A 20,882-nucleotide genomic window follows, 5' to 3' on the forward strand; every position below is an offset into this window, starting at 1 on the left:
GCAAATGGAGAGTGATCATGTCACTTGGAATCAGCTACAACAAAACTGGCCGCGCCTTTGGGGTCGGTTTGGCGATGCTTCTTGGCAGCGTCGCCGCGCCAGCCTTTGCCGAAGAGCCAACATTAAGCGACGAAGCGTTTGAATCGTCCAAGCAGCTCTATTTTGAACAATGCGCAGGCTGTCACGGCGTTCTGCGCAAAGGCGCCACCGGCAAAAGCCTTGAACCACATTGGAAGAAAACCGCAGCCGACGGCACTGTGACCGAAGGCGGCACCCTGCAACTGGGCCAGGAACGTCTGGAAAAGATTATCGCCTGGGGCACCGAAGGCGGTATGAACAACTTCTCGGACATCATGACCGAGCAGGAAATCAAGGATATGGCGACGTACATCCAGATGGAGGCACCCAAGCCGCCAGAGATGTCGCTGGAACAGATGAAAGCCACCCGCAAGGTCTATGTCGAAGAAGCCGACTATCCGACCGAGCCACTGCATGGCCGCAACTGGGAAAACTTCTTCGTCGTCATCGAGCGTGACGTAGGTAAGGTGGCTGTTATCGACGGCGACACCAAAGAAGTGCTGACACACATCCCGACCGGTTATGCCGTGCACGTTCTGAAGGCGTCCGAGCACCACTCGATCACTGAACCAGAACATCCCGGCCGTTTCTGGTACACAATGGGCCGCGACGGCAAGATGACCAAGATCGACCTCTGGCAGAAGCCTGAGAACATGTTGGTTTCGGAAGTCAAGATCGCCTATGACGCCCGTGACGTGGCCGTTTCCGGCGACGGCAAATACGTCATCGGTGGTGGTTACTGGCCGCCGCACTTCGCAATCGTTGATGCCCAGACAATGGAACCGGTCAAGGTTGTATCGACCCGCGGTGTGAACGTGGACGGCGACTATGTGGAAGAGGCCCGCGTGGCCGCGATCTACACTACGCCGAACGAGCCGACCTGGATTGTCGCCATCAAAGAACTGGGTCAGCTGTGGCAGGTCGACTATACCGATCTGGACAACCTGCGGATCGACAAGATCGACAGCGCCAAGTTCCTGCATGACGGGTTCTTCGACCCGACAGGCCGCTATTTCCAGATCGCCGCAAACGCGTCGAACAAGATGGTGGTTGTCGATACCGAAACCCACAAGCTTGAGGCGATGATCGACACAGCCGCGCTGCCGCACCCTGGTCCGGGCGCCAACTGGGTTGACCCGAATTGCGGCCCGGTCGCCGGTACAACCCACCTTGGTGTTGGCACCGTAACCGTCTGGGGTAACGACCCGGAAGGTCATCCGGATCAGGCCTGGAAAACCTGCTACGAAGTGGAAACCGACGGCCCCGGCCTGTTTGTCCGTACTCACCCGAATTCGGACTACATCTGGGCTGACCAGACCAAGCACCCCGAACCGGAAGTGCAGCAATCGGTTCAGGTCATCTCGAAAGAGACCGGCGAGATCGTGAAAACCATCCAGATCACCGAAGACGAAGGCAGCGCCGCTGTTCACTTTGAATTCAACGCGGATGGGACCGAGGTCTGGGTTTCCAAGTGGAACCTGTCGGACTCGCTGGAGCCCAACGGTCAGATCGTGATCTTCGACGCCAAGACGCTGGAAGAAATCGGCCGCATCGAAGGGCTCTTTGCCCCAACCGGCAAGTTCAACGTCTACAACCGTTCGAACCACGTTACCTGACGGGTTCGCAGCAAAAACCGGAAAGGGCGGGCCCCTCGCCCGCCCTTTCCTCGTTTGACCAATCAGCCAAACTCACCGGCCTGCCACCCAGGGCCAGACAAGACAGCCAAAACGGAGCCCGGATATGACCTCCGAACCGGATAAGAAACCACCGATCTGGCGCCGGTATTTCCTGTGGGGAATGCCCGTGGCCGGTATTGCCGCGGCCTTTGCCGGCGGCATCATCTTCTGGGGCGGGTTCAACACCGCCATGGAAGCCACCAACACCAAAGACTTCTGCATCTCGTGCCACGAGATGCGCGATTTCGTTTACGAGGAATACACCGGCACGATCCATGACGTGAACCGGTCCGGCGTGGGCGCAGTCTGTTCCGACTGCCACGTGCCCAAGGACTGGACCCACAAGATGATCCGCAAGATCAAAGCGTCCAAAGAGTTGTATGGCAAGGTCGTCGGCACCATCAACACGCGTGAGAAATTCGAGGCCAAGCGTGTGCATCTGGCCATGAATGAATGGGAGCGGATGAAAGCCACCGACTCGCGCGAATGCCGCAACTGCCACGATTTCGAATCGATGATGCCCGAGTTCCAGAAACCCCGTGCGCGTCAGCAGCACCTGAATGCGATGGAGATCGGCCAGACCTGTATCGACTGTCACAAGGGGATTGCCCACTCGGATGCCCGTGACCGGGCCGACGAGGAGTATCTGGAAGAGCTGGAAGCACCGAACCCGGACTTTATTCGTCCGATCCCGCCGGAATATCTGGCCAGCCTTGCAAAGATCGAAGCCAAGGAAGCTGCCGAAGCCGAAGCTGAAAAAGCCGCCAAAGCAGCGCAGCACGAGGCCGTACAGGCCCAGATCGCAGCCGCCGTTGACGCAGCCGTTGCCGAAGAGCGTTCAAAAGCAAACGGAGAAGAAGCCGCAGCCCCCGCAGGTGGTGGTGGCAGCGATGTCGGTGGCGACGTCAACTGGAATGCCGTTGCAAGCGCGGACCTGAAACTGTTCTACCCCGGTCAGGCCTCGTTCGAATGGGTGCAGAACGGCAAGTTCCACGGCGGTGCCCGTCCGTTGACCAAAGGTGGCGATCAATGCACGACCTGCCACGCCAAGGAACTGGACACGATCGGCAACAAGATCGTCGCCGGCGGTGAGCTGGAACCAACGCCGATCCCTGGCAAGCGCGGTGTGATCGACGCAACCGTTCAGGCAACTCATGACGATGAAAACCTGTACATCCGCCTGCAATGGCCGGATGCGGGCCACAACCCGGCACCGTTCGTGGATGGCGGCAAGATGGACCCGGACAACCAGATCAAGGTCGCCATGATGATCACCGGCACCGGAATCGAGTTGGGTGAGCAGGTGGGTTGCTGGGCCTCGTGCCACGCTGACAACACCTATATGCCCTTTGATCCCGGCTCGGATGCGATTGCCGCCAATGGTGATTTCACAAGCCGTATGAGCACTCAGGATACGGTGAGCAAATACATCAGCGAAAGCCGCACCAAGGTCGAAGTCAAAGGCCGGCGTGGCAAGCCGCTGGGCGGCTGGGACCAGCTGGAGGCCGAAGCGCAGATCGAGCAATACCTGGACGATGGCACCTATCTGGACCTGATGCGTGTCTACGCCGACGGTAGCGCAACGAACGGCTATCTGCTGGAACAGCGCGTGGTCAATGACGGTGAAATCGCCGCCTCGGCCAACCTGTCCGGTGGCATGTGGACTGTCGTCTTCTCGCGGCCGCTGAATTCCGGCGCACCGGGCGATGTCCCGCTTGAGCCGGGTCAGACCTACACGGTCGGCTTTGCGATCCACGACGACTTTGCCGCCGCCCGTTTCCACCATGTGACGCTGAACACCAGCCTCGCACTGGATGATGATGCTGCAGCAATCAACGTGGTGAAACAGTGACAGTAGGGGCCGGGTAATCCGGCCCCTATCCTTTTCGGAAAGGAGACATGGACGATGAAACCCCACCGCCTTCTTCCTGCGCTGCTGCTTCTGGCCGCGCCTGCATTCGCGGACGAGGCCGCCACGATCTGTGCTGAGGCCGAAGAACGCTATGCCGAGCTGTTCGGCCAACCCTCATCGGCGGTTGAGGACGCCGAAGTGGTCCTGATGTACAAATACAATTTCTGTCCCGCCGAACTGACCGTCAAACCGGGCACCACGGTGCGCTGGGTGAACGTGGACAAACGCACCAGCCACTCGGTCCTGCTGAAGGATGGCAGTGAGCCCGAAAGCGACCGCTTGTTCCCCGAGGAAACAGTTGATCTGACCTTCCTCACGCCCGGCCCGCAGGAATACCTGTGCGGCCCGCATTGGGAAACACAAAATATGATCGGAATGGTCACCGTCGAACCCTGAGCCGAGGCAGAATAAAAACAGGCATGAAGAAAGGAGCGCGGGCGCAAATCCCGCGCTCCTTAACTTATGTCAAGGAGGTTGGTTTGGGATTGCGCCAGTCTGCCGTCATGACACGCCCGGCTCACCCAGCAACGTCCCACAAGCGCGCATGGAAACGGCAGGAAATCCCGGGTTCCGAAGACATTCAGAACAAGCGAGTTTGCACATGAGCGGTAAGGTTTTTCTGATAGGCGCTGGCCCTGGCGACCCCGAACTGATGACCCTGCGCGCATTGCGTATGCTGCAAGAAGCCGATGTGGTTGTTTATGACCGTCTTGTCTCGGCCGACATCCTCGCCATGCACGCCGAAAACGCGCGGCTGATCCCTGTGGGCAAGGCCCCCAAATGCCACACCGTCCCCCAGGATCGCATCAATGCCATTCTGGTCGAGGAAGCCCGCGCAGGCCACACCGTTGCCCGCCTCAAGGGCGGCGATCCGATGATCTTTGGCCGCGGCTCGGAAGAGGCCGCCTATCTGATGGCCCACGGTATCGCAGTCGAATACGCGCCGGGTATCACGGCGGCGCAGGGGGCATCCTGTTCGACCGGTGTACCGCTGACCCATCGCGGATTGGCGACCTCGGTCCAGTACATCACCGGCCACCGGCAGGCGGACAAGGTGCTGGATCTCGACTGGAAACGCCTGGCTGATCCCGCAACCACTCTGGTGATCTATATGGGGGTCGCCAATATCGGCCAGATTGCCATGGGGCTGATGACTGAAAACCTGCCCGGCTCGACCCCTGTTCTGGCCGTTGGCAAAGCGACCACGCCAGACGAACGCCGCCTTGTGTCGCGCCTCGATCAGCTCGCTGCAGATGTGCGGGATGCCGACCTGAAGGCCCCGACGCTGTTTATCATCGGACAGGTGGTTTCACTGTACGCGGATCGCCCCGTGGCTGACCTGTTGGAGCAAGCCCATGGATAGCGTTGCCCATATGATCGGCGGGCTTCCGGCCTGGACCTCGCGCGCGGTTCTCACCACGGCAGTGCTGATCGCAACGTCGGCCCTTGCCGCTGACGTGATTGACCCCAACGCCCTGAAACGCCTTGTCCACCAGGATTGCGGTTCCTGCCATGGGCTGAGCCTCAAAGGTGGCCTTGGTCCGGATCTGCGATCGGAAACTCTGGAGCATTATGACGCGGACGTTCTGACCGGCGTCATCCTCGACGGCATCCCTGATACGGCAATGCCCCCATGGCGGCCTCTGATCAGCGAGGAAGAGGCCGAATGGATCGCCCGTTACCTTCTGGAATCGGAGGCACAATGAAACACCTCATCCTTAGCCTTGCGGCCGCTCTGATGATGACAACGGCGCAAGCGGAACCCACCGCCACCGGAGACCTGGGGCTGGTGATCGAACGCGCCAAGGGTTCGGTTCTGCTGGTTGATCAATCTGACCGGGCGGCTTTGGCCCGGATCGAAGGGCTGGGCGATCTGTCCCATGCCTCGCTGGTTTATTCACCGGATGAGCGCTTTGCCTATGTGTTCGGGCGCGATGGCGGGCTGACAAAGGTCGATATCGTCACCCGTCAGATCGTGAACCGTGTCGTGCAGGCCGGCAACGCCATTGGCGGCGCGATCTCGGACGACGGCCAATTGGTGGCAGTATCGAATTACGAACCCGGCGGCGTGCGCGTTTTTGATGCGGACACGCTGGAAATGGTTGCCGACATCCCCACGGACAGCAAAACCATCGGTCTTGTCGATGCACCCGGTCGCCGGTTCGTCTTCACCATGTGGGACACGGGCGAGACATGGATTGCCGATTTCGCCAAGGGCGACCCCGAGATCATCAAGATCCCCGACATGGGCAAAAACCCCTATGACGCGCTGATCACCGCCAATGGCCGCACCTATATCACCGGCCTGTTCGGTGAGGATGGTCTGACCGCGCTGGACCTCTGGGCCGACAACCCCGAACCGATCCGCGTGTTGCCCGATTATGGGCGCGGACAGGAAGAGATGCCGGTCTACAAGATGCCCCACCTCGAAGGCTGGGCGCTGACCGGGCGCGAATTCGTCCTGCCCGCCGTTGGCCATCACGAGGTTTTGTGGATCGACTCTGACACTCTGACCGAAACCGGGCGCACCAAGACGCACGGCCAGCCGGTCTTTGCCATGGCGCGCCCCGACGGGCGTCAGGTCTGGGTGAATTTCGCGCATCCGCTGAATGACACGATTCAGGTGATCGACAGCGTCAGCAAAGAGATCATCCACGAGTTCAAACCGGGTCCGGCGGTGCTGCACATGGAGTTCACTCCGCGCGGGCATGAGGTTTGGATCAGCGTGCGCGATGCCAACAAGGTCATGGTCTACGACACCCAGACCTTTAAAAAACTGCGCGAGATCGATGCCGACAGCCCCTCGGGCATCTTCTTCACCGCCCGTGCGCACAGAACGGGGTTGTAAGCGATGGAACATATCACCGACCCGATCGATCGCCGCCTGCTGGACGAGTTTCAGCGCGACTTTCCCGTAACCGAGCGCCCTTTTCAGGTGTTGGCTTTCACGCTTGGACTGGACGAGACCGAGGTCCTTGACCGTCTGACCCGGATGCGGGCAACAGGTAGGATAACACGGGTGGGCGCAACAATCGCTCCGGGGGCGGTTTCAGCCAGCACTCTGGCCGCTGTCGCCGCGCCGAGCGAGCGGTTGGAAGAGGTCGCCGCTCTGATCGATGCCGAACCGGGCGTAAACCACAACTACCAGCGCGAAGATGACTGGAACCTTTGGTTCGTGGCCACTGGCCCGGATCGCGCGCATGTCGACGACACGCTGGCGCGGATCGCACAGCGCACCGGGCTGCTGGTTCTGGACCTGCGACTTGTGCGCCCGTTCAACGTGGATCTGGGTTTTCGCATGTCTGGCGAGGTCCGCAATGTGCCCGGACCACGGCAGGTTGATTGCTCGGCCCTGCAAGTGGGCGACCGGGCCTTGTTGCAGGCCCTCAGTTCCGGGCTGCCTGTGGTTGCTGAACCCTATACCGAATTGGCCCGGTCACTGGACCGCGAAACAGCAGAAGTGATGGCGCGGATCGAGGCGCTGCACAGTGCCGGCATAATCTCACGCCTTGGGGTGATTGTGCGCCATCGTGCGCTTGGCTGGTCGGCCAATGCGATGGTCGTCTGGGATTTGCCCGCCGAACAGATCGACACTGCCGGGCCCGCCCTTGCAGCCCACCCCGGCGTGACGCTGTGCTATGAGCGGCGCCCAATCGAAGGTGTCTGGCCTTACCGCCTCTATTCCATGATCCACGCCCGTTCGCGCAGCGAAGCGCTTGAGGTATTGGCCCGCGCACGTGCCCTGCCGGAACTGTTCGGCGCGCAGCATAAAGTGCTGTTCTCGACCCGCTGTTTCAAACAAACCGGCGCGCTGATCCAGACAAAGGAGGCCGCGGCATGACGCTTGACGCCACCGACCGGGCAATTCTGAACCGGATGCAGGACGATCTGCCGCTGATTTCGCACCCCTATGCCGCGGTAGCCGAAGAACTGGGTTTGTCGGAATATGACCTGCTGGCACGTCTGGCGCGCATGAAAGAAGACCGCGTGATCACCCGCTTTGGTCCCTTCTTCGACGCCGCCGCAATGGGGGGCGCGTTTTGCCTGTGCGCAATGGCGGTTCCGGCCGAGAAATTCGAAACCGTCCTGACCAAAGTCAATGCGCACCCCGAGGTTGCCCATAATTATGAGCGTACGCACCGGCTGAACATGTGGTTCGTGCTGGCCACCGAAACGCCCGAGGGGATCGAGGCCGCCGCCGATGCAATCGAACGGGAAACGGGGACCCAGGTTCTCCGTTTCCCCAAACTGCAGGAATTCTTCATCGGCTTCCGGGTGGCGGCATGATCGACGCAAAAGACAGAGAGATTATCGAGGCGCTGCAAGGTGGCCTGCCCCTGGTGCCCGCACCCTATGCGCAGGTGGCGGACAGGCTTGGCATCGACGAGGACGCGCTGCTGCACCGTCTGGCCGAACTGAAATCTCGCGGTGTGATCCGTCGCATCGCCGCCGCGCCCAACCACTACAAGCTGGGCATGACCTCAAACGGCATGACCGTCTGGGATGTCGAAGACGCCCGCATCACCGACTTGGGTGCCCAAATCGGTGCGCTGCCATTTGTCACCCATTGCTATGAACGCCCCCGCGCCCTACCCGACTGGCCCTATAACCTGTTCGCTATGGTCCACGGAAAAGACCGCGATGAGGTCGAAGAAAAACGGGCCGAGATCACGGCAATTCTGGGCGATACCTGCCGAGCCAAAGATATCCTCTATTCCACGCGCATCCTGAAAAAGACCGGATTGCGCCTGAAATCCAAAGAGCAAGCGAAAGGCTGAGACATGTTCCGCCTGACCGAATATATGCACCAACTGGTCAAACCGACCCCGGTGCGCAAACGCCGCCCCGGACCAGTGAAACCAGTGGTGATCTGGAACCTGACGCGGCGTTGCAATCTGAAATGCCGCCATTGCTACACCGTCTCGGCGGATGTGGCGTTCCCCGGTGAGCTCAGCCATGAGCAAGCCATGGTAACCCTTGAGGATCTGGGCCAATTTCGCGTTCCTGCCCTGATCCTCTCGGGTGGGGAGCCGCTGGACCGGTTCGATTTCTTTAATATTGCCAAGCGCGCCCGTGAACTGGTGCCGATGCTGGCGCTGTCGACCAACGGCACGCGGATCTACGACGAAACCGCCGACATGATCGCCGATGTGGGGTTCAACTATGTCGGCATTTCCCTGGATGGGATCGGGGCCACGAATGACTGGTTCCGCGGTGTCGACGGCGCCTTTGCCGACGCTCTGCGTGGCGTGCGCGAATGCAAGAAGCGCGGCATCAAGGTCGGCCTGCGGTTCTGCCTGACCGAGGGCACCCAGCATCATTTGCCCGACCTGTTGCAACTGTGCGACGACGAGGGTGTCGACAAGTTCTACCTGTCTCACCTTGTCTACGCCGGTCGTGGCGACAAGAACCGGGGCGAAGACGCCGAACACCTGCGCACCCGCAAGGGCCTCGACCTGCTGCTGGACCGCGCGTGGGAGGCCGTTTCGGGCGGGCGCCCGCTGGACATCGTGACAGGCAACAACGACGCCGATGCGGGGTATTTCCTGAATTGGATTCGCACGCATTTCGATGCCGAAAAAGTGGCGCATGTCCGCGAACATCTGGCCGCATGGGGGGGCAACTCCAGCGGTCTGGGCGTGGCGAATATCGACAATCTGGGCCGCGTGCATCCCGACACCTATTGGTCCGACTACACGGTCGGCAATGTGAAAACCCGGTCGTTTTCCGAACTCTGGACCAGCGACGACCAGATGTTGGCCATGCTGCGCACCCGCCCGCGCCCGTTGAAAGGGCGCTGCGGGGCCTGTCAACTCAAGGACGTCTGTGGCGGCAACACCCGCATCCGGGCCTTGCAGGTGACCGGCGATCCCTGGGCCGAAGATCCGGCCTGCTATCTATCAAACGAAGAAATTGGCGTGGATGCCGAAGGTGAACGCCTGCAGGTCACGCCATTCCGGGGGAAACGTCATGATCCGGCGCATCAGTTCTTTTGACACTGCTCACTCTGATCCTTCTAACGATGCGCGGGCGGTGCCTGCGGGAGCCTCCGGCGGGAGTATTTTGAGAAAGATGAAGGTCGGACTGCTGTTTTCGGCCCTGAGCGTCGGCGCAGCCTGGGCGGACGCGCCTTCGGACTATGCTGAACACTGCGCCTCGTGTCACGGTGTGAACCGTCTGGGCGGCGTGGGCCCGGCCCTGATCCCCGAGACGTTGAAGCGCATGCGCGGGCCGCGTGTGGCCGCCGTGATTGCCGAAGGTCGTACTGCCACGCAGATGCCTGCATTTTCGCACGAACTGGATGCACTGCAGATCGAGGAACTGGCGGGCTGGCTGAAATCCCCACTGGAAAATGATCCAGAATGGGACGAGGCCGATATCATGGCCAGCCGGTCACTAGACGAGGACTATGTCCCGGTTGACGCCCCGGTCTGGGACAGCGACCCGATGAACATCACGTTGGCAGTTGAGACCGGTGACCACCATGTCAGCGTTCTGGATGGCGACACGTTCGAGGTTCTGGACCGGTTCGAAACCCCCTTCGCCGTCCATGGCGGCCCAAAGTTCAGCCCCGACGGGCGGTATGTCTTCATCATGTCCCGCGATGGCTGGGTACAGAAATACGACATCTGGGCGTTGAAACAGGTGGGCCGCGTGCGCGCGGGTCTCAACAGCCGCAACATCGCCATGTCGGGTGATGGCAAATGGGTTGCCGTGGCGAACTACCTGCCGAACAGCCTGACTCTGCTGTCGACCGAAGACCTCTCGGTCGCCAAAGTTATCGATATCAAAAGCAAGAAGGGCAAACCCAGCCGCGTCTCGGCAGTTTATCAGGCCCCTCCGCGGGAAAGCTTTGTTCTGGCCCTCAAGGATGTGCCCGAGATATGGGAAGTCTTTTATGGCGACAATCCCCCACAGTTCGGCATCGGCCACGATTTCCGCATCGAAGGGCAGTTCAAGAACCCTAACCCCTTTCCAGTCCGCAAGATCACAACGCCCGACTATCTGGACGATTTCTTTTTTGACCAGAGTTATGAATATGTGATGGGCGCATCCCGCGACGGCAAGGGCGGACAGGTGATCGATCTGGTCATCGGCCAGAAAGTAGCCGATCTGGACCTGCCGGGGATGCCGCATCTGGGCTCGGGCATCACTTGGCGGCACGGCGATACCACCGTGATGGCCACGCCGCACCTGACCGATGGCACGGTGTCCGTGATCGACATGGAAACCTGGGAAACGGTCAAACGGATCAAGACAGAAGGGCCGGGATTCTTCATGCGCAGCCATGAAAACTCGCCCTACGTCTGGGCCGATGTGTTCTTTGGACCGAACAAGGACGCGATGCATGTGATCGACAAGCAAAGCCTTGAGATCGTGAAGACTCTGCGCCCCGCGCCGGGCAAGACCGTGGCCCATGTCGAGTTCACAAAGGATGGGCGCCACGCGCTTGTTTCGATCTGGGAAGATGATGGCGCAGTGATCGTTTACGACGCGCAGACACTGGAAGAAGTCCGCCGCCTGCCGATGCGCAAACCTTCGGGGAAGTATAATGTCTGGAACAAAATCACCTTCTCGGAAGGCACCAGCCACTGAAGGCAAATGGCCGGTTTGGAAACTGGCCATTCTGCTTTATCCGGCCACGGCACTGACCGTGGCCATCAACCTGTTTCTGGCGGGACTGATCGCCAACAGCGCGGGCTTTGGCGTAATCGCACCCGTCACCGCAATCCTGTGGTCGATCCCTTTGGGCGTCCCGGCATCGTGGCTGGCGGGTCGCTGGGTACGCGGGTTGATGGACGAAGCTGACGGATAAATGAGAATTTCCAGCGACCTGACCTAAGTCAAGTATCGGAGCGGGAGAATCCCCTAGGACTCAGGAAAGAACGCCGAGTTGGATTCTCCATGCCCACCCTTAACCCTCTGCACAATCTCCCTGATCGCGCCCTGCGTGCGACATGTGCGTTGGTGGGCATCCTCCTGCTGTTGTTGCAAATGCTTGGCCCGGCGCTGGCGAGTCCCGGCACAAGCATGTGGGTGGAGATCTGCTCGGAGGCAGGGGCGGTCTGGGTAGAGGTTGACCTTGAGGAGGAAGATCGCGACCCAACCGCGCCCTGTCCCAAATGTGCCGACTGCGCCTTGTGCGCGATAACGGCAGTAGCGCCGGTACCAGATCTGCCGCAACTTGATCGGGTAGGATTTGTCGAAATCGCGCAACGCGGCATACGTTCCCTGTGCGAACCCTACAGTTCAGCCTGGCTGTGGCCCGAAACCCGAGGACCCCCGGCTGCGCCCAAAAATAACACCGAACGCGCCCCGCGCGCGTCCATAGCGTCAATCCAAGTATCCGGAGGTGCGCTGTGGTCGTAAGTCGCGCAATCCATTTCCTGCTGGCCCTTACCCTGTCCTGCCTGATGGCGATCAGCGCCCGTGCCGACAGCCTCGCCAGCTTCCTGCCCGATATCACGCCCGCCGATCTGGTTCCCGGTGCCGATACCTTTGGCCCCGTGCGCGACGACGTGCCCGTTGCCCCGGTTATGAAAGGCGGTGACACCGTCGCCTGGGCCTTCCTGACCTCGGACTTCGTCGGTACCACCGGATATTCCGGAAAGCCCATCCACGTTGTTGCTGCGATCGACGGCGATGCGGTTCTAACCGGTGTGAAACTGGTCAAGCACTCGGAACCCATTGTTCTGATCGGTATCCCCAACTCGCGCATGGTCGAGTTGACCGAAGGCTATGCCGGGCTTGACCTGAAGGTCGAAGCCGAGACAGGCGGCGAGGGGCACGACCTCGACATTATCTCGGGCGCGACGGTCACGATCATGGTGATTGATGACAGCCTTGTGCGCGGCGGCATCAAAGTGGCCCGCGCGCTGGGTCTGGGCGGCCTGTCTCCGCTGCAGGCCGATGGCCCGAAACGCGAAGTCGATATGGCGCAGGACGCCACCTATGACTGGACCACTCTGTCCGGCAACGGCTCAATCCGGCGACTGACGCTGGATGTTGGCCAGGTCAACGCGGCCTTTGAGGCCACCGGTGATCAGCGTGCCATCGCGCGTCCCGAACCCGGCGAGGCCGATGACACGTTCATCGACATGCATCTGGCGCTGGTCTCGGTCCCGTCGATCGGCAAGTCCCTGTTGGGCGAGGCCGAGTATCAGAACCTGACCCAGTGGCTGGACGAAGGCGAACAGGCCATTCTGGTGCTGGGTCGCGGGGCCTACAGCTTCAAGGGCTCAGGCTATGTCCGCGGCGGCATCTTCGACCGCATTCAGCTGATCCAGGGCGACAATTCAGTACGGTTCTTCGACAAGCAGCAAGAGCGCCTGGGCAAGGTCGCCGCTTCGGATGCGCCCAGCTTCACCGAGCTGGACATTTTCAAAATTCCCGCCGAGGCGGAGTTTGACCCCGCCGAGCCGTTCCGCATGCAATTGCTGGTGCAACGGGCCGTGGGTGCCGTTGAAAAGACGTTCCTGACCTTCGATTTGGGCTACAAGCTGCCGGAACAGTACCTTCTGCCGGTTGCGGCCCCTGCTGTCGTCGATGACGCCACCGGTGAAGCTGCCGCCAAAGCCGCCCTTTGGAAACGCATCTGGAAGGACCGCACCGTCGAAATCGGCATTCTGGGCGTCATGCTGCTGGTCCTAACGGCGACCTTCTTCTTCCAATTCCACGCGACGATGAACGCGCGGGTCTTCTACTGGTTCCGCATCGGCTATTTGACCATGACCCTGTTCTTCATCGGTTGGTACGCCAACGCGCAGCTGAGCGTCGTGAACCTGATGGCACTGGCCGGAAGCCTGCGAACAGGATTCAGCTGGGATGCCTTCCTGCTTGACCCGCTGGTCTTCATCCAATGGTTCGCTGTCGCTGCCGCGCTGCTGTTCTGGGGGCGTGGAGCCTATTGCGGGTGGCTGTGCCCATTCGGTGCGCTGCAGGAATTGACCAACAAGATCGCCCGCGCGTTGAAGGTGCCGCAGTGGACGCTGCCCTGGGGTGTGAACGAACGCCTGTGGCCCGCAAAGTACATGATCTTCCTGGGTCTCTTCGGCCTTAGCTTCGTCTCGATCCCGTTGGCCGAGACCTATGCCGAGATCGAACCCTTCAAGACCGCAATCATCCTGAAATTCATGCGCGACTGGCCGTTTGTGGTCTTTGCGCTGACCTTGCTGGGGATCGGGCTGTTCATTGAACGGTTCTACTGCCGCTACCTCTGCCCGCTGGGCGGAGCGCTGGCGATCCCTGCCCGAATTCGCATGTTCGACTGGCTGCGCCGCTACAAGGATTGCGGCACCCCCTGTCAGACCTGCGCCAACGAATGCCCCGTTCAGGCGATCCACCCCACCGGTGAGATCAACCCGAACGAGTGCGTCACCTGCCTGCATTGTCAGGTGCTCTACCAGTCCGAGGACAAATGTCCCGTCGTTATCCGCCAACTGAAACGGCGGGCCAAGACAGGGTCGGTCCAGATGAAGACCCCACTCGGACAACCACCGGCGAACCATCCGAACGCCAAACCGCAATCCGTTTCCTAAAAAAGGAGGAACGATCATGTCGGACAATGAAAACAAACTGAACATCACACGCCGTGGGATGCTGGGTGCAACCGCAACCGGCGCTGTGCTGGCCGGGACCGGTCTGGGTTCGACCCTGATGACCGCGAAACAGGCCAGCGCTGCGGCCAATGCCAATCTGCAGCCCGGTGAGCTGGACGAATATTACGGCTTCTGGTCCTCGGGTCAGACCGGCGAACTGCGCATCCTGGGCTTCCCGTCCATGCGCGAGCTGATGCGGGTGCCGGTGTTCAACCGCTGCTCGGCCACCGGCTGGGGTCAGACCAATGAATCGCTGAAGATCATGACCGACGGCCTGCTGCCGGAGACCAAAGAGTTTCTCGCCAAGCGCGGCCTGAAAACCTATGACAACGGCGACCTGCACCACCCGCATATGTCGTTCACTGATGGTACCTATGACGGCCGTTACCTGTTCATGAACGACAAGGCCAACACCCGCGTCGCTCGTGTGCGCTGCGATGTGATGAAATGCGACAAGATCACCGAGATCCCGAACGCCAAGGCGATCCACGGTCTGCGTCCGCAGAAATTCCCGCGCACCGGCTATGTCTTTGCCAATGGTGAGGATGAAACGCCGCTGGTCAATGACGGCACCGTGCTGGACGATCCGTCGCAATACGTGAACATCTTCACCGCGCTGGACGGCGACACCATGGAAGTGGCGTGGCAGGTGATCGTGTCGGGTAACCTCGACAACACCGACTGCGACTATCAGGGTAAATACGCCTATTCGACCTCGTACAACTCGGAAATGGGTATGAACCTGGCCGAGATGACCGAGAACGAGCTGGACCACGTCGTTGTCTTCAACCTTGCTGAAATCGAAAAAGGTATCGAAGCCGGTGACTATCAGGAGCTGAAGGGCGTCAAGGTTCTGGACGGCCGTAAAGGTCAGAACAAGAACTACACCCGCTACATCCCGATCCCGAACTCGCCGCACGGCATCAACACCGCACCTGACGGCAAGCACGTCTGCATCAACGGTAAGCTGTCGCCGACCGTTTCGATCATGGACGTCACCAAGCTGGACGCCCTGTTCGAAAGCGATGCCGATCCGCGGTCCTGCATCGTGGGTGAGCCGCAGCTGGGTCTTGGCCCTCTTCACACTGCTTATGACGGTCAGGGCAACGCGTTCACCACGCTGTTCCTGGACAGCCAGATCGTGAAGTGGAACATCGACAGGGCAATCGAGGCTTACGGCGGTGCCGATGTGGACCCGATCATCTCGAAGGTCGATGTGCATTATCAGCCGGGTCACAACTCGACATCTATGGGTGAAACCAAGGATGCCGACGGTAAGTGGCTGATTTCGATGAACAAGTTCTCGAAAGACCGGTTCCTGAATGTCGGCCCGCTGAAGCCTGAGAACGAGCAGCTGATCGACATCTCGTCCAACGAGATGAAGGTGGTTCACGACGGTCCAACCTTTGCCGAGCCGCATGACTCGATCATCGTGCGCAGCGACATCGTCAACCCGGTCAACGTCTGGGACCGCGCCGATGTCACTTGGGAGGACGCCCGCAAACAGGCCGAAGCCGATGGCATCGATCTGGAAGAAGGCGCCGAAGAACCCATCCGGGACGGCAACAAGGTGCGGGTCTATATGACCTCGCAGGCACCGACCTTTAGCCTTGAGAAGTTCACCGTCAAACAAGGTGACGAGGTGACTGTTTATATCACCAACCTGGATGACGTGGACGACGTGACCCACGGCTTCTGCCTGGGTAACTACGGCATCGCGATGGAAGTCGCACCGATGGCGACCGCCTCGGTCACCTTCACCGCCGACCGTCCGGGCGTGCACTGGTTCTATTGCCAATGGTTCTGCCACGCGCTGCACATGGAAATGCGCGGCCGGATGCTGGTCGAGCCGCAGGGAGCATAACCCATGCGTTGGTCCCTGCTCATACCGCTCCTGCTCGGCTCGCCCCTTTGGGCGGCGGACTGGGATGTGCCCAACCGGGCGGGGGCCATCAATGAAACACTGGCGCAGGCGGCGGATGGGGACACCCTTCGCCTGAGCCCCGGCGTTTACACCGAAACGCTGGTTCTGGACCGGCCCATTACTATCGACGGGCTGGGTCAGGCCACCATCGACGGACAAGGCAACGGCAGTGTCATAACCGTGACCGGGCCGGGCGTAACCGTGCGCGGGCTGACAGTGATCGGTTCGGGCTCAAGCCATGACGGGATCGACAGTGGCATCCAGTTGACCAAAACGGCCAAAGCGCCGGTGGTCGAGGACAACGTGCTGCTGGGCAATCTCTATGGCGTCGACATTCACGGGGCCAAGGACAGCATCGTGCGTGGCAACCGGATCGAAGGACGTTTGGACCAGCGGATGAATGACCGTGGCAATGGTGTCTATGTCTGGAACGCGCCGGGTGCGCGGGTCGAGAACAACGAAATCCGGTATGGGCGCGACGGGGTTTTTGTGAACTCGTCAAAAAAGAACACCTTCACCGGCAACCTGTTCCGCGATCTGCGTTTCGCGGTGCATTACATGTATGCCGACAATTCGGTCGTCAGCGACAACGTCTCGATCGGCAATGATCTGGGCTATGCGGTGATGTTCACGACCAATGTGACCGTTGCCAACAATGTCTCGATCGGTGACCGCGAACATGGCGTGATGCTGAACTACGCCAACAAGAGCGTCATCACCGGCAATGTAGTGATAGGTGCCAAGGAAAAATGCACTTTCCTCTATAACTCGAACAAGAACGAATTCACCGACAACTGGTTCCAGGGATGCGGCATCGGCATCCACTTTACCGCCGGCAGCGAGCGAAACCGCATCGTTGGCAACTCTTTCGTCGGTAACCGGACACAGGTGAAATACGTCTCGACCAAGTGGGTCGAGTGGTCCGAGGAAGGGCGCGGCAATTACTGGTCCGATTTTGCCGCCTATGACGTGGACGGCAACGGCATCGCTGATGCCCCCTATCGCCCCAATGACAGTATGGACCATGTGCTGTGGACCCAACCCGCAGCCAAATTGCTGCTCGGCTCGCCAGCCGTGCAGTTGGTGCGCTGGTCGCAATCTGCTTTCCCGGCCCTGCTGCCGGGCGGCGTGATGGACAGCAATCCATTGATGCAAGCCCCTGAACCCCCAGCAATGAAAAAGGTGCCTCATGACGGATAAGGCCCTGTCTATCGACCATGTCAGCAAGGACCGAGGGAAAACCCGCGTTCTTGACGATATCAACTTGTCACTTGCCCCCGGCCAGCGCGTGGCGCTTTTGGGCCATAACGGCGCGGGCAAGTCGACCCTGATCAAATCCATCCTTGGCCTGACGCCGATCCATGGTGGCGCCATCCAGATCGGAGACGCCACCCCCGGCAGCGCAAAGGCGCGGCGCGAGACGGCGTATCTGCCCGAGGCGGTTTCGTTCCACCCGGCCCTGACCGGGCGCGAACAGTTGACCCTGTTTGCACAACTGTCCGGGACAAAAGCTGATGTGCCCGCCCTGCTGGACCGTGTTGGCCTCAGCGACGCATTGGACCGCCGTATCGGAGCCTATTCCAAGGGGATGCGGCAACGTCTGGGTCTGGCGCAGGTTCTGCTGGGGCAACCGAAAGTGGCCTTGTTAGATGAACCCACAAGCGGGCTGGACCCGATTTCTCGGCAAGACCTTTATGCCATCATCGACGAACTGGCTGCCCAAGGCACCGCCGTCCTGATCGCGTCTCATGCGCTGACCGAGGTCGAGGCCCGAACCGACCGCATTGCCATCATGCGCAAAGGTCGGATGGTGGCTGATGACACGCTGAGCAACCTGTCCGCGCTGGCGGGTCTACCGATCCGCCTGCGGGTCCGCGCCAGCGACAACCCCGACATCCTGGCCGCTGAACTTGGAGGCAACCGGACCAACGGCGCGTCGGTTGAACTGCTCTGCTCTCCGGATGACAAGATGGAGGCCCTGCGCCGCATCGCCGGACTGGGCGATGCCGTGGCGGATGTGGAAATGACCCCGCCCAAGCTGGAAGACCTTTATCGCCACTACGCACAGGAGGATTTGCAATGACCCGCTTCCTCGCCATCACCCGCACTGAAATGCTGATCCTGCGCCGCAACCGCTGGCTGTTGATGGCCACGTTGATCATGGTGCTGTTTGCATTGGCCTTGACCTTTGCCGGCAGCGCGCCAACCGGCACGCTGGGCGTCGACATGCTGACCGTCTCGGTCGCCTCGATGACCACGCTCTCGGTCTACCTCGCCCCACTTCTGGCGCTGATGATTTCCTTCGACGCCATCGCAGGTGATGTGGACCGGGGCAGTCTGTCGCTGCTGCTGTCCTACCCTGCGGGACGCGGAGAAATCCTATTGGGCAAGTTCACCGCACACCTCGCCGCATTGGCCTTTGCCATGACAGTCGGCTTTGGCACCGCCGGCGCGGTTGCCGCGTGGTTCGGCGGCGCGGGGCCGGAAAGCCTGCTGGCTCTGGTCCGGCTCATCCTCACATCCATCCTGCTGGGCGCCGTGTTTCTGGCGCTGGGATACCTGCTGTCTGCTCTGGCAAGGGGCGCTACGGCGGCGGCAGGTCTGTCGGCCGGGCTCTGGCTGGTCTTTGTCGTCCTCTATGATCTGGGCTTGTTGGGAGCCGTCGTCATGGATGAGGGCGGCACATTCACCCAATCCGTCTTTCCGTGGGTGATGGTTGCCAACCCGGCCGACGCATTCCGTCTGTGGAACATTGCCGCGACCGAGGGCGTCGCGATGGCGTCCGGCATGACCGGCGCCGCACAGGCCCTGCCCGTCTGGGCTGCGCCAGCATCGCTGCTGATCTGGCCGGTGCTGGGATTTGCTCTTGCGCGCCTGGCCTTCCGGAGGGTTGAGCCATGAAACGCCTGTGCCTGATCACGCTGATCGCGTTGAGCGCCTGTAAGGAAGAAGTCGCCAAGGCGCCTGATCCGGTCGATCTGACGCCCGATGCGTTGAGCTTTTTCTGCCAGATGAATATCGCCGAACACGGCGGACCAAAGGGACAGATCCATCTGGAAGGCTACCCTGCCCCGCTGTTTTTCGCACAGGTGCGTGACATGGTGGCCTACTTGAAAAGCCCCGAACGGGATGCCGAAATCACCGCTGTTTATGTCAGCGACATGAGCGTCGCGCCCAACTGGCGTCAGCCCGGCATCTCGAATTGGATCGACGCCGACAGCGCGACATTTGTTGTCGGCTCCAACGTCGCAGGCGGCATGGGCGCGCGTGAGGTTGTGCCGTTTTCAAGCCCTGATGACGCCAACGCCTTCATTGACCAATACGGCGGGTCAGCGCTGCCGCTGTCCGACATTCCCGATTCCGAGGTACTGGGCCCGGTCGATTTGGACCTTCCACTGGAGACTCCCGCATGACACTTCTGTCCCGCCGCCGGTTTCTGGCAATCTCGGCCGCAAGCGCTGCCTGCCCCGCGGTCGCCGCCCCCGCACCGACGGCCCGGTGGCATGGGTCCGCCCTGGGTGCGTCGGCAACCATGCAGTTGGCCGGCCTGACCGATGCGCAGGCGCACCCGATCTTTGCTGCGGTCGAAGCTGAAGTAACGCGGCTCGAGAATATCTTCAGCCTGTACCGCCCAGATTCCCAGCTCTCGCGCCTGAACCGAGACGGTCAGCTGTCGAACCCGGCGCCAGAGTTGTTGAGCCTGTTCAGCCTGTGCTCGGCTCTACACGAGAATTCGGATGGGGTTTTTGATCCCACAATCCAACCTCTCTGGGTCGCATTGGCCAATAACGCAAGCGCGGCAGACATCGCATCCGCCAAGGCAACAATCGGATGGCACAACGTCACTGTGGAAAGCGACGCGGTTCGCCTGCCTTATCCGGGTCAATCAGCACTGACACTGAACGGAATAGCCCAGGGCGCGATTACAGATCGTATTGCCGCGCTGCTGAGGTCAAAGGGGCTGAGAAATGTGCTGGTCGATATGGGAGAGATCGCGGCCCTTGGATATCGCAACGATGGTCAGCCGTGGCAAGTTGGTCTTGCAGGACCAGAGCGAACCGTCAAAAAACGTATCGCGCTGAGTGACCGGGCCGTTGCGACCTCGGATTCCTCCAGTTTGATGCTGACCGGTGTTCACGGCCATATCCTGAGCCCGACAGGTCAAATGCCGAACCATCAGGTTCTTTCGGTCTCTGCAAAGACAGCGGCGCTTGCGGATGGCCTGTCAACCGCCCTGTGCGCCCTGTCGGATCGCCAGATTGCAAATGCGTTGCAGCGGTTCCCTGATGCCAGGCTTGAGATGAAGATCTAATCCCCTCAGAGGGTACCCAAAAAAACCGGGCACAACGCTTCGAAAATCTGTTGCCAGAACGAATGGCAGCGGCTCCGGATTTTGACTTTGTGGTTCTGCTGCTTAGTTCGCGCACGCGTCGGACATCGAAAATGCTACCCTCGCACCTCGAAGGGAAGACACCCCTTTCGCAGGTAAAGAAGTCAACAAAAGAACTGTTGCCACGCGCCGCGTTGATCGGTCAACGACGTACACAAAGCGCCACACATTGCACAAAATGAAAATGGTGGGTGGCGGAGACGAAGGGATTCGAACCCTCGAGACCCTTCCGGGCCTACTCCCTTAGCAGGGGAGCGCCTTCGACCACTCGGCCACGTCTCCGCTGGCCGGTATATCCTTGCCT

Annotated in this window: 19 protein-coding genes and 1 tRNA gene; 19 read left to right on the forward strand and 1 reads right to left on the reverse strand. The window is 60.5% G+C overall.

From position 1 onward, the window contains the following. Positions 1 to 17: 17 nt before the first annotated feature. From MHN28_RS15030 to MHN28_RS15120, 19 genes are all read left to right on the forward strand, one after another. Complete coding sequence (locus tag MHN28_RS15030; protein ID WP_239343156.1) at positions 18 to 1,694, forward strand: cytochrome D1 domain-containing protein; 1,677 nt, start codon at positions 18 to 20, stop codon at positions 1,692 to 1,694. Positions 1,695 to 1,818: 124 nt separating this feature from the next. Next, on the forward strand, positions 1,819 to 3,606 hold the full coding sequence (locus MHN28_RS15035; RefSeq protein ID WP_239343158.1) for a NapC/NirT family cytochrome c: 1,788 nt from the start codon (positions 1,819 to 1,821) through the stop codon (positions 3,604 to 3,606). Between the two features lie 54 nt (positions 3,607 to 3,660). After that, entirely contained in the window at positions 3,661 to 4,062 is a 402-nt protein-coding gene (locus tag MHN28_RS15040; protein ID WP_239343160.1) for a plastocyanin/azurin family copper-binding protein, read from the forward strand. Positions 4,063 to 4,267: 205 nt separating this feature from the next. Further along, positions 4,268 to 5,029 carry a uroporphyrinogen-III C-methyltransferase gene (cobA, locus tag MHN28_RS15045; RefSeq protein WP_239343162.1) on the forward strand — a complete coding sequence of 254 codons (762 nt, stop codon included), beginning with the start codon at positions 4,268 to 4,270 and terminating at the stop codon, positions 5,027 to 5,029. After that, positions 5,022 to 5,372: a cytochrome c gene (locus tag MHN28_RS15050; protein ID WP_239343164.1), complete on the forward strand. Its 351-nt coding sequence runs from the start codon at positions 5,022 to 5,024 to the stop codon at positions 5,370 to 5,372. The genes cobA and MHN28_RS15050 overlap by 8 nt, the downstream gene beginning before the upstream one ends. After that, positions 5,369 to 6,514, forward strand: a complete 1,146-nt coding sequence (locus tag MHN28_RS15055) for a cytochrome D1 domain-containing protein (protein WP_239343166.1) — start codon at positions 5,369 to 5,371, stop codon at positions 6,512 to 6,514. The genes MHN28_RS15050 and MHN28_RS15055 overlap by 4 nt, the downstream gene beginning before the upstream one ends. Positions 6,515 to 6,517: 3 nt before the next feature. After that, positions 6,518 to 7,507, forward strand: a complete 990-nt coding sequence (locus MHN28_RS15060; RefSeq protein WP_239343168.1) for an AsnC family transcriptional regulator — start codon at positions 6,518 to 6,520, stop codon at positions 7,505 to 7,507. Then, positions 7,504 to 7,953 carry an Lrp/AsnC family transcriptional regulator gene (locus tag MHN28_RS15065; protein WP_239343170.1) on the forward strand — a complete coding sequence of 150 codons (450 nt, stop codon included), beginning with the start codon at positions 7,504 to 7,506 and terminating at the stop codon, positions 7,951 to 7,953. Before MHN28_RS15060 ends, MHN28_RS15065 begins: the two co-directional genes overlap by 4 nt. Next, positions 7,950 to 8,444, forward strand: coding sequence for an AsnC family transcriptional regulator (locus tag MHN28_RS15070; RefSeq protein WP_239343172.1), 495 nt, complete (start codon positions 7,950 to 7,952; stop codon positions 8,442 to 8,444). Before MHN28_RS15065 ends, MHN28_RS15070 begins: the two co-directional genes overlap by 4 nt. 3 nt (positions 8,445 to 8,447) lie before the next feature. After that, positions 8,448 to 9,662 carry a heme d1 biosynthesis radical SAM protein NirJ gene (nirJ, locus tag MHN28_RS15075; protein ID WP_239343174.1) on the forward strand — a complete coding sequence of 405 codons (1,215 nt, stop codon included), beginning with the start codon at positions 8,448 to 8,450 and terminating at the stop codon, positions 9,660 to 9,662. 76 nt (positions 9,663 to 9,738) lie between these two features. Then, entirely contained in the window at positions 9,739 to 11,262 is a 1,524-nt protein-coding gene (locus tag MHN28_RS15080; protein ID WP_239343176.1) for a nitrite reductase, read from the forward strand. Next, a complete protein-coding gene (locus tag MHN28_RS15085) occupies positions 11,219 to 11,482 on the forward strand; it encodes a hypothetical protein (RefSeq protein ID WP_239343178.1) in 264 nt (87 codons plus the stop codon). Before MHN28_RS15080 ends, MHN28_RS15085 begins: the two co-directional genes overlap by 44 nt. Before the next feature lie 598 nt (positions 11,483 to 12,080). Further along, complete coding sequence (locus MHN28_RS15090; RefSeq protein WP_239343504.1) at positions 12,081 to 14,204, forward strand: NosR/NirI family protein; 2,124 nt, start codon at positions 12,081 to 12,083, stop codon at positions 14,202 to 14,204. Between the two features lie 16 nt (positions 14,205 to 14,220). Next, the gene (gene nosZ, locus MHN28_RS15095; protein ID WP_239343180.1) at positions 14,221 to 16,128 is read left to right on the forward strand and encodes a TAT-dependent nitrous-oxide reductase; all 1,908 of its coding nucleotides are present in this window, start codon (positions 14,221 to 14,223) and stop codon (positions 16,126 to 16,128) included. 3 nt (positions 16,129 to 16,131) lie between these two features. Continuing rightward, positions 16,132 to 17,388: a nitrous oxide reductase family maturation protein NosD gene (locus tag MHN28_RS15100; protein ID WP_239343182.1), complete on the forward strand. Its 1,257-nt coding sequence runs from the start codon at positions 16,132 to 16,134 to the stop codon at positions 17,386 to 17,388. Then, the gene (locus MHN28_RS15105) at positions 17,378 to 18,271 is read left to right on the forward strand and encodes an ABC transporter ATP-binding protein (RefSeq protein ID WP_239343184.1); all 894 of its coding nucleotides are present in this window, start codon (positions 17,378 to 17,380) and stop codon (positions 18,269 to 18,271) included. Before MHN28_RS15100 ends, MHN28_RS15105 begins: the two co-directional genes overlap by 11 nt. After that, positions 18,268 to 19,089, forward strand: coding sequence for an ABC transporter permease (locus MHN28_RS15110; RefSeq protein ID WP_239343186.1), 822 nt, complete (start codon positions 18,268 to 18,270; stop codon positions 19,087 to 19,089). The genes MHN28_RS15105 and MHN28_RS15110 overlap by 4 nt, the downstream gene beginning before the upstream one ends. Further along, positions 19,086 to 19,601, forward strand: coding sequence for a nitrous oxide reductase accessory protein NosL (locus MHN28_RS15115; RefSeq protein ID WP_239343188.1), 516 nt, complete (start codon positions 19,086 to 19,088; stop codon positions 19,599 to 19,601). Before MHN28_RS15110 ends, MHN28_RS15115 begins: the two co-directional genes overlap by 4 nt. Next, entirely contained in the window at positions 19,598 to 20,500 is a 903-nt protein-coding gene (locus tag MHN28_RS15120) for an FAD:protein FMN transferase (RefSeq protein ID WP_239343190.1), read from the forward strand. The genes MHN28_RS15115 and MHN28_RS15120 overlap by 4 nt, the downstream gene beginning before the upstream one ends. A 270-nt stretch (positions 20,501 to 20,770) precedes the next feature. On the opposite strand, the gene MHN28_RS15125 is transcribed toward MHN28_RS15120, so the two are convergent. Then, positions 20,771 to 20,860 (reverse strand) — tRNA-Ser (locus MHN28_RS15125). Positions 20,861 to 20,882 lie beyond the last annotated feature (22 nt).

The sequence above is a fragment of the Ruegeria sp. Ofav3-42 genome, from assembly GCF_022347725.1.
Classification (GTDB): domain Bacteria; phylum Pseudomonadota; class Alphaproteobacteria; order Rhodobacterales; family Rhodobacteraceae; genus Ruegeria.